Source organism: Staphylococcus sp. HMSC077D08 (genome assembly GCF_001837945.1).
In the GTDB taxonomy this organism is placed as follows: Bacteria; Bacillota; Bacilli; order Staphylococcales; family Staphylococcaceae; genus Staphylococcus; species Staphylococcus epidermidis.
Genome location: NZ_KV834804.1, coordinates 342 through 5640 on the forward strand (window position 1 = coordinate 342; position 5299 = coordinate 5640).

The following is a 5299-nucleotide window of genomic DNA, read 5'->3' on the forward strand; positions in this document are numbered from 1 at the left end:
AAAAAACAAAAGTAATTTGGGGCAAAGAATAGGTTTGACAAAATTAATGTTCATACACTTGCCCTTATCATCAAAATTATGTCCTTTTTTTCGCCCTTAAAATTATCAATAATCTTATCCATTTCATTGATACAAAATAGTATATTCAACATTTTATTTTTATTCATTAAAGTACGTCTCAAACTTGAGATTCCGACGTATATTATTGTATAAAACTACTATCCAATTTTGGATTGTCCTCTAATAATATTCAGGGCTCAATTTTGAGCTGAGTATAAACCAATATACCCCAATTTAAGGATATTAAGCTAAGTAGCTAATACATCCACTTAAGGACACTCTTAACGAAGCCACATTTGCTCGGTTATATAAAAAAGTAGCCCTAATTTGGGGCACCCTTTATTCTTTTATCAAACCACTTCCCTATTTTAAGGTACTGGTTACAAGCGTACTTTTAAGTCTGTTTGTAACTTTATGAAATGTCAAGTTTTGACAAGTTTATCGCCTTTTGATGTTGTATGTTCTTTGGTGCGTTCAATTTCTGGAATTTGTGCTAATTCATTTAAAGCTGTAACTCCTAAATGTCGTGTCGACACTACATTTGAATTATTAAATTCTTCATAAACTCTCATATATTTAGATGAGTAATCTCTTGTGATATTCACACGTTCTAACCACTTACCAAACTCTCCATGTGCTAAGTCATTCTCTTTAATGTGTTTCATTCTACGACTTATTTCGAAAATCGACTAATCAGCTTTTGATGATGTCGAGTTTAACAATGTAATATATACATTTTGCATACATAGTTATACAATCTCATTTCCCACTGCAACACAGGGCGTTTCTCAATATACATTTTATATAGTACCTAGTGATTTAACGTATAAAAATAACCGTACCAATTAAGATACGGTTAATTCTCATCAATCAAGAAGACCACTTCATCATAACGAAAACAAACGGCTATTTAGTTGCTGTTAACAATCTTTCCATTCTATATCAACAATATGGGTTCTTCTCATTCTACGATACGAACTATTTTTACCTAAAATATACATAGTTGATGGTGCATAAAAGTCACTACTATATCCTTTTTTTAACCCAAGTATCATTACTTCACTATTTTCATCATCTAAAAAGGCTACATCAATATTTTGTGGATTTATTGAATTTTTCGGAACTATAACACATAATTTTATTTCTTTATCGATAAAACATTTATGTAAAAAATTATAATTAATAAGTCTATCTTTAATATTATCATATTCATGATGCTTTTTTATAGACTTATGTGTAATTTTACCTTCCGCAATTTTTCCAACAATTTTTTTAGCTTTCTCATTATTTTGAGTATAGTGTAAACCTAATAAATGGGGTAAATTATTTTTATGAAAATTTATTTTAAAGCTGGGGAGTTTTTTATATTTCGTTTTAACTTCAACATAACCTTTACAAAAGCAATTTATAAAGTCATTCAGGATGTTTTGTAAATCAACATCATTTTCATTATTTATTTTTAAATATGATGATTCCCCCACCTACTTACACCCCTTAAAAATATCCCTACAAACATTAAAGTAAGTAGGGATTATGTATGTGAGTGATGGCAAGGAAGAAGTCTCCTGCGGGACCAACAGTCAGATATAAGGCCTCTGCCGGGCTATACAATTCACTCCTAATTGTATATAACTAAATTAATAGTTACAAGACAATCTAACAAGAACTACAGACTAGTTAGGAAGAAAGAACAGACGAGATACTTTCTTCATGTATAACTATATTACTTTTATTATCTTTTGTAAACAATTTAGCCGAATTTCGTTTCTTATTTAACTAAATTACATACATATTATAAACACAAATTACACAAAAAAATGACAAACATAAGGTCGCCCTATACATATAACTATAGCATATATCAGGAGCTAAAAGTAATAATAAAAATATACATAATGAAAAATAAAAGATCAACTAAACATTAACAACTGTAATAAATACACATATATTTTTTAGTTTAATTAAATTACTCATATATTACTTCGCTTTATAATTATTATATATTTTTTCTTTTAGTGTTTTTACACTGTCTCATATTTTATAGGTTTTTATTTAATCTAAATTCCAAACAATTTAAAACAAAAATGTTACACTTAAGAAGTATACATAAGTAATGACTTACCATTTGTCATCATAAATATGAAAGGAGTTTTTTTATGTTAGAATCAAATTTATCAATAATCGCCAGTATTTCAACAATATTAGTTTCTTTTTTTTCCATTTTTTTAAAAAAACATTCAAATAATAACAATCAAAAAATTGAAGGGAACAATAATAACGTTAATAATGAACAAAATATTACATATAACGAAAACAATTCATATAACGATATTAAAGATTTAATGAAATCTCAAAGCAACGAAAATGAAATTTTGAGCTCGATACTTTTTGGTGTCGCTTTGTTAGTATCAATTACTATATTCATTAAATATAACCACTGGATAATAAGTTTTTCTTGTATACTCACTTTATTAACTAGCATCTTTATCTCCATTAGGTTAAAGAAGTATCATTTATCCATGAAAAGTTTTGGGTTTTATACTGTTAAGTATACTTTACTTTCCATAATTTTATTTACTGGATTAATTTATAATCCAACATTAGTTGCAAACCTGGAGAAAATTCTTCCACCAATTGATAAAAGTAATTCTATTCCATTTATTACTTCAATTTTAACTATGTCAAAAGCTACATTCATGTATTTTAAAAGTATAGGATTTCTTAGTTATGACTTTTTTGTTATAATTTTTCGTTTTCTTTCATTATTATTAATCTATCTTACACTCTATCGCGATATTGAAAAGAAAAGTTTTCTGAAAAAAACATTAAAACTTTATAAAGATAAATGGAATTTATTCTTTTCATACTTTTCTTTGATAATTTTACTTTGTATTATTTTATATCTAATGCATTTTGAATATTTCCAATTATTTTCCAGAGGAATACTAAATCAATTGTTTGATTGGTTAAATTTACCTTATAAATAAAATTTATCCAAAACTATCAATCAACGTATTTTTATTATAAACAAGTGCCAAGCCATATAGGTTTGGCACTTTATTTATTCCTCAAATCTCCCTATTATTATCAATATAAAAATTAGTATTGGGATGTTACTTACCCAACTTTTCTAAATCCATAACATTCTTTTCATCATCTTCACCAATACTATCAATAAATACAGGTGTAGCTACATTCAAGTCTACTTTCTCAGTGAATAAGCTGTGGTAACGACCAATTAGGTCACGAGCTTTCATGCGATCACTAGGCTTAATAGGTACCTCTACTGTTTCCACGTGTTCGTTATATATGAGGTTCATCCTTCCAGTGTCTGGGTTACGTTCAAATGTACCTTTCTTTACTACAGCTTCTTTGATTTCAGTTTCGTCGCCTACTGCTGCTTGAGTTAATAGATACAGTAACTCTTTGGCTGATAAAATAGTATCGTCCATAATCTCGTCTTTCTTACTTTTAATATATTCGTCTACTTTATCTTTTCGTAATAACCTACTACCAGTTACATGTGCACTATTCGGGCTATATCCTGCCTTTATAGCGCTTTGAGTAACATTGAGTGTCTTAATATATTCATTCGCAAAACGCTCTTGTTTTGGCGTTAATTTGTCCATTGAATCACGCTCCTTGTTTTATTATTTTATTTAGTAAACCATCAAATAACTGTTGGACTCTGGATTGGGTAATTTCTAGTATTTGAGCTATATCGCCAAATGTGCGTCCATTACATAGCAACATAAAAATATTGTATTCTCTAAAATCTGCAATACGATCAACCAGGATATCTAGGTCATTCATAAATATATGTTCATCTGCATTAATTGTTTGATATGAATATTCGTCTACATCTTCATTTAACGTAAAGAAATCATTAAATGATACATCCTTATAATCATCATCCACATTATTATGGTAGTTTAATATAAATTCCTTCAGTGTCTCCTTATCACCAACAAACATAATCACACCACCATTGTATGTTGTGGCTCACTAGCCTTTGTTAAAGGCTTATCATGACTAATGTTGTATAAATCTACCTGCAAACGTTCAATAAGCTCCTGTGACTTGATACGTCCATGTGATTGCATATATCTAACAACCTGCTGTTGCTCTTCTTGTGAATAGGTATTGAGTATTTGTTTTAATAAATATAATCTCATTGCTGAATCATCTTTAAAACGTTTCAAATTATCTTTAGTTTCACTAATCCATATCACTAAATTATCAACGGGATAAGATACAGAAATAACCCCCATAATATCGTCACATGTTGTTATTGAGGTGCTTAAGTGATACATTTCATCAATATGTGACTGTGCCGTTTTAATTTTAGAATTAATGTATTTAGGATTATATTTTGTTAATAACTCATATTCAGATATCTTTGTTTGTTGATATGATTCATTAGTACGTTCCTGCACGATAATACCCCCAATAATATAGAATGAGCCTACCCATTTAAGGATAGGCAAATTGTTTAATTATCTTCTATTGTTACTTTGTTTCACTTCATTAATCGCATTTTTATAACGTTCAGTAAGTGGTTTAATTTCAACGCCACCATACTGTTCATTCTTAGTAATAACTACACCAGTTTTAGCCATTCCTGTTTGGTTAATAACGCTATACTCAAACATTAAGTTATCGTATTCATCGTTTGTAGTGTATGGATATAAAACACCTTGTTTTAATTCTTCGAGTTTAAATGCAACTTGACGTTGTTGTGATTCGTTTAATTGATTGTCATATTTTTGTTGCAACAAGCTTAATTCATAAATATCAGTATTCGTTACATCTTTACTATTGATATAGTCTACAATCTCACTATCGTTATAGAATGATAATCTAGCTTCTAAATTCTGACGTTTGATAATTTCGGTTTGTGGATCTTTAACACTATCTTGTTGGCTTTCTTTCTCAATCTCATTACAGCGTTGCTCTATTTCATTTAATCTATCTGTAGCAAACTGTTTGAATTTATTTTCGAGTTCAGTAACTTTGGGCTTTTGTTGTTCGTCTATTGCCTCTAAACGATAGCCTTGCTTGTATAAACGTTTAGTATCTTCAATTAATTTATTTACTTCATCTAATAAATCTTTATACTTTCTGTTATCGAATAATACACTCCATACGTCTTTTGATGTATCTGGATAAGTAGTTGTTGTCATATATATACCTCTTTCGTTTTTATTTTATAATTTAATACGTTTTAAAGCCTCATAAC

Annotated in this window: 7 protein-coding genes; 1 reads left to right on the plus strand and 6 read right to left on the minus strand. The window is 28.8% G+C overall.

From position 1 onward, the window contains the following. Window positions 1–482: 482 nt before the first annotated feature. Window positions 483–725 carry a DUF3102 domain-containing protein gene (locus HMPREF2663_RS08665; RefSeq protein ID WP_002497027.1) on the minus strand — a complete coding sequence of 81 codons (243 nt, stop codon included), beginning with the start codon at window positions 723–725 and terminating at the stop codon, window positions 483–485. 255 nt (window positions 726–980) lie between these two features. After that, entirely contained in the window at window positions 981–1541 is a 561-nt protein-coding gene (locus HMPREF2663_RS08670) for a PBECR4 domain-containing protein (protein ID WP_070846221.1), read from the minus strand. Between the two features lie 675 nt (window positions 1542–2216). Here HMPREF2663_RS08670 and HMPREF2663_RS08675 point away from each other — a divergent pair. Continuing rightward, window positions 2217–3047 carry a hypothetical protein gene (locus HMPREF2663_RS08675; RefSeq protein WP_070846223.1) on the plus strand — a complete coding sequence of 277 codons (831 nt, stop codon included), beginning with the start codon at window positions 2217–2219 and terminating at the stop codon, window positions 3045–3047. 126 nt (window positions 3048–3173) lie between these two features. On the opposite strand, the gene HMPREF2663_RS08680 is transcribed toward HMPREF2663_RS08675, so the two are convergent. From HMPREF2663_RS08680 to HMPREF2663_RS08695, 4 genes are read right to left on the minus strand one after another with little or no spacing between them, the layout of a single operon-like run. Beyond that, window positions 3174–3689 carry a terminase small subunit gene (locus tag HMPREF2663_RS08680; protein ID WP_070846225.1) on the minus strand — a complete coding sequence of 172 codons (516 nt, stop codon included), beginning with the start codon at window positions 3687–3689 and terminating at the stop codon, window positions 3174–3176. A 4-nt stretch (window positions 3690–3693) separates the two neighbouring features. Then, window positions 3694–4035 (minus strand): helix-turn-helix domain-containing protein, encoded by a 342-nt coding sequence (locus HMPREF2663_RS08685; protein ID WP_070846228.1) that lies wholly within the window; start codon window positions 4033–4035, stop codon window positions 3694–3696. 2 nt (window positions 4036–4037) lie between these two features. Then, on the minus strand, window positions 4038–4496 hold the full coding sequence (locus HMPREF2663_RS08690; protein WP_070846230.1) for a pathogenicity island protein: 459 nt from the start codon (window positions 4494–4496) through the stop codon (window positions 4038–4040). A gap of 60 nt (window positions 4497–4556) precedes the next feature. Further along, complete coding sequence (locus HMPREF2663_RS08695) at window positions 4557–5243, minus strand: hypothetical protein (RefSeq protein WP_070846232.1); 687 nt, start codon at window positions 5241–5243, stop codon at window positions 4557–4559. Between the last annotated feature and the right edge of the window lie 56 nt (window positions 5244–5299).